Raw genomic sequence first — 3,170 nt, 5'->3', positions numbered from 1 at the left:
AAGGCCCGCCGCTGATCGCCATCCCGACCACCGCCGGCACTGGTTCCGAAGTGACCAATGTCGCAATCCTCTCGGACAAAGTCGCGCAGCTAAAAAAAGGCATCGTCAGCGATTATCTATTGCCGGACGTAGCGCTGGTCAGCCCGCAAATGACCCTGACCTGCCCTCGCAGCGTCACCGCCGCGAGTGGTGTCGACGCGCTGGTGCACGCCATCGAATCCTATCTGTCGGTAAATGCCTCGCCGATCACCGACTCGCTGGCCATCGGCGCGATCAAGCTGATTGCCAGAGCGCTGCCCAAGGCCTACGCCAACGGCGCCAACCTGCAAGCGCGCGAAGACATGGCCACCGCCAGCCTGATGGCCGGTATGGCGTTCGGTAATGCCGGGGTCGGCGCGGTGCATGCGCTGGCGTATCCGCTGGGCGGGCGCTTCAACATCGCTCATGGCGTGAGCAATGCGTTGCTGCTGCCGTATGTCATGACCTGGAACAAGATGGCTTGCGTTGAACGCATGCAGGATATTGCCGAAGCCATGGGGGTGAAGACCGCTCATCTCAGTGCCGCCGAGGCCGCAGACAAAGCCGTGCAGGCCATGACTGATCTGTGCGCAGCGGTGGAAATTCCTGCCGGCCTGCGCAGTTTCGGTGTCCCGGAAGAGGCGATCCCGGCGATGGCTGTGGAAGCGGCGGGCATCGAGCGCCTGATGCGCAACAACCCGCGCAAACTCAGCGCTGCCGACATCGAGAAGATCTACCGCGCGGCGTATTGAGTCAGCGCCGGTGATCCGTCATGGCACAACCCAATCATCGCGGTCACGGTGCGCGCTTGGAAACTTGAGGTATACAATGCGCGCCATCGTGATTTAGCTCAGAAAAGGTGCGTCATGCAGCCCTTCGTAATTGCTCCGTCGATTCTCTCCGCCGACTTCGCCCGCCTCGGCGAGGAAGTCGACAACGTTCTGGCCGCTGGCGCCGACTTCGTCCACTTCGACGTCATGGACAACCACTACGTACCCAACCTGACCATCGGCCCGATGGTTTGCGCGGCGTTGCGCAAGTACGGCGTCACCGCGCCGATCGACGCGCACCTGATGGTCAGTCCGGTGGATCGCATCGTTGGCGACTTCATCGAAGCCGGCGCGACTTACATCACCTTCCACCCGGAAGCCACCCTGCACGTTGATCGCTCGCTGCAACTGATCCGTGAAGGCGGCTGCAAATCCGGTCTGGTGTTCAACCCGGCGACTCCGCTGGACGTACTCAAGTATGTGATCGACAAGGTCGACATGGTCTTGCTGATGAGCGTCAACCCGGGCTTCGGCGGGCAGAAGTTCATCCCCGGCACCCTCGACAAACTGCGCGAAGCGCGGGCGATCATCGATGCCTCGGGCCGTGACATCCGTCTGGAAATCGACGGCGGCGTCAACGTCAACAACATCCGCGAAATCGCCGCGGCTGGCGCTGACACCTTTGTCGCCGGCTCGGCGATCTTCAATGCACCGAACTACCAGGAAGTCATCGACAAGATGCGTTCCGAACTGGCGCTGGCGCGTCCATGAGCGGGTTTGAGCAGCTGTTCCCGGGAAAACTGCCACGGCTGGTGATGTTCGATCTGGATGGCACGCTGATCGACTCGGTTCCAGACCTGGCAGCGGCGGTGGACACCATGCTGCTCTCCCTCGGCCGCCAGCCTGCCGGTATCGAATCGGTGCGCGAGTGGGTCGGCAACGGCGCGCCGGTCCTGGTGCGCCGCGCCTTGGCCGGTGGCATCGATCATTCAGCGGTGGATGACGTCGAGGCCGAGCATGCGCTGGAAGTGTTCATGGAGGCTTACGGCGCCAGCCATGAGCTGACCGTGGTCTATCCCGGCGTGCGCGATACCCTCAAGTGGCTGCAAAAGCAGGGCGTGGCCATGGCGCTGATCACCAACAAACCGGAGCGTTTCGTCGCGCCATTGCTGGATCAGATGAAGATTGGCCGCTACTTCAAGTGGATCATCGGCGGCGATACCTTGCCGCAGAAGAAACCGGATCCAGCGGCGCTGTTCTTCGTGATGAAAATGGCCAACATCCCGGCCTCGCAATCGTTGTTCGTCGGCGACTCGCGCAGCGACGTGCTGGCGGCGAAAGCGGCGGGGGTCAAATGCGTGGCACTGAGTTACGGCTACAACCATGGCCGGCCAATTGCCGAAGAATCGCCGGCCTTGGTGATCGACGATCTGCGCAAGCTAATTCCCGGTTGCCTCGGTTCGGCCGCTGAGATAACGTTGCCCGACGCTTCTCACTCCCATTCTGGAAACGCCATCGTGGTGGTCACTCGCAAACTCTGGATGAAAGTCATCAAGGCCCTGGCCCGCTGGCGTTGGCGCGCCTGACTTGTTCCTGGCCGGCCTGCCGGCGCGTTTGCATACCTGACTGATTTGCCCCTCACACCACGAGGCACCTTATGATCCGCGAAGAATTCCTGCGCTTGGCCGCTGACGGCTACAACCGCATTCCGTTGGCCTGCGAAACCCTGGCCGACTTCGACACGCCGCTGTCGATCTACCTGAAACTGGCCGACCAGCCCAACTCCTACCTGCTCGAATCGGTGCAGGGCGGCGAGAAATGGGGCCGTTACTCGATCATCGGCCTGCCTTGCCGCACCGTGCTGCGGGTTCACGACCATCACGTCAGCATCACCGTCGATGGCGTCGAGACCGAAAGCCACGACGTTGAAGACCCGCTGGCCTTCGTTGAAACCTTCAAGGCGCGCTACAACGTGCCGACCATTGCTGGCCTGCCGCGTTTCAATGGTGGCCTGGTCGGTTACTTCGGGTACGACTGCGTGCGTTATGTCGAGAAGCGCCTGGGCAAGTGCCCGAACCCGGATCCGCTGGGTGTGCCGGACATCCTGCTGATGGTTTCCGACGCCGTTGTGGTGTTCGACAACCTCGCCGGCAAGATGCACGCGATCGTGCTGGCCGACCCTGGGCAGGCTGATGCCTTCGAACAAGGTCAGGCGCAACTGCAGGCATTGCTGGAAAAACTGCGTCAGCCGATCACTCCGCGCCGTGGCCTGGACTTCAGCAAGCAGCAATCGGCTGATCCAGTGTTCCGCTCCAGTTTCACCCAGGACGATTACGAAAAAGCCGTCGATACCATCAAGGAATACATCCTGGCCGGTGACTG

General features: G+C 61.7%; 3 protein-coding genes and 1 pseudogene. All 4 read left to right on the top strand.

Translation table 11 applies throughout. From position 1 onward, the window contains the following. A partial coding sequence (locus ACWR1S_RS30690; RefSeq protein WP_454566118.1) for an iron-containing alcohol dehydrogenase occupies nt 1-770 on the top strand: 770 nt, incomplete at its 5' end. Between the two features lie 114 nt (nt 771-884). Continuing rightward, nucleotides 885-1,559: a ribulose-phosphate 3-epimerase gene (rpe, locus tag ACWR1S_RS30685; protein WP_007918813.1), complete on the top strand. Its 675-nt coding sequence runs from the start codon at nt 885-887 to the stop codon at nt 1,557-1,559. Next, the gene (locus ACWR1S_RS30680) at nt 1,556-2,374 is read left to right on the top strand and encodes a phosphoglycolate phosphatase (protein WP_454566117.1); all 819 of its coding nucleotides are present in this window, start codon (nt 1,556-1,558) and stop codon (nt 2,372-2,374) included. The genes rpe and ACWR1S_RS30680 overlap by 4 nt, the downstream gene beginning before the upstream one ends. 71 nt (nt 2,375-2,445) lie before the next feature. Continuing rightward, a pseudogene (locus ACWR1S_RS30675) lies at nt 2,446-3,170 on the top strand (anthranilate synthase component I); the annotation flags it as partial.

It is taken from the genome of Pseudomonas sp. AIG (assembly GCF_977020205.1).
This window is presented reverse-complemented; position numbering and strand designations above follow the sequence as displayed.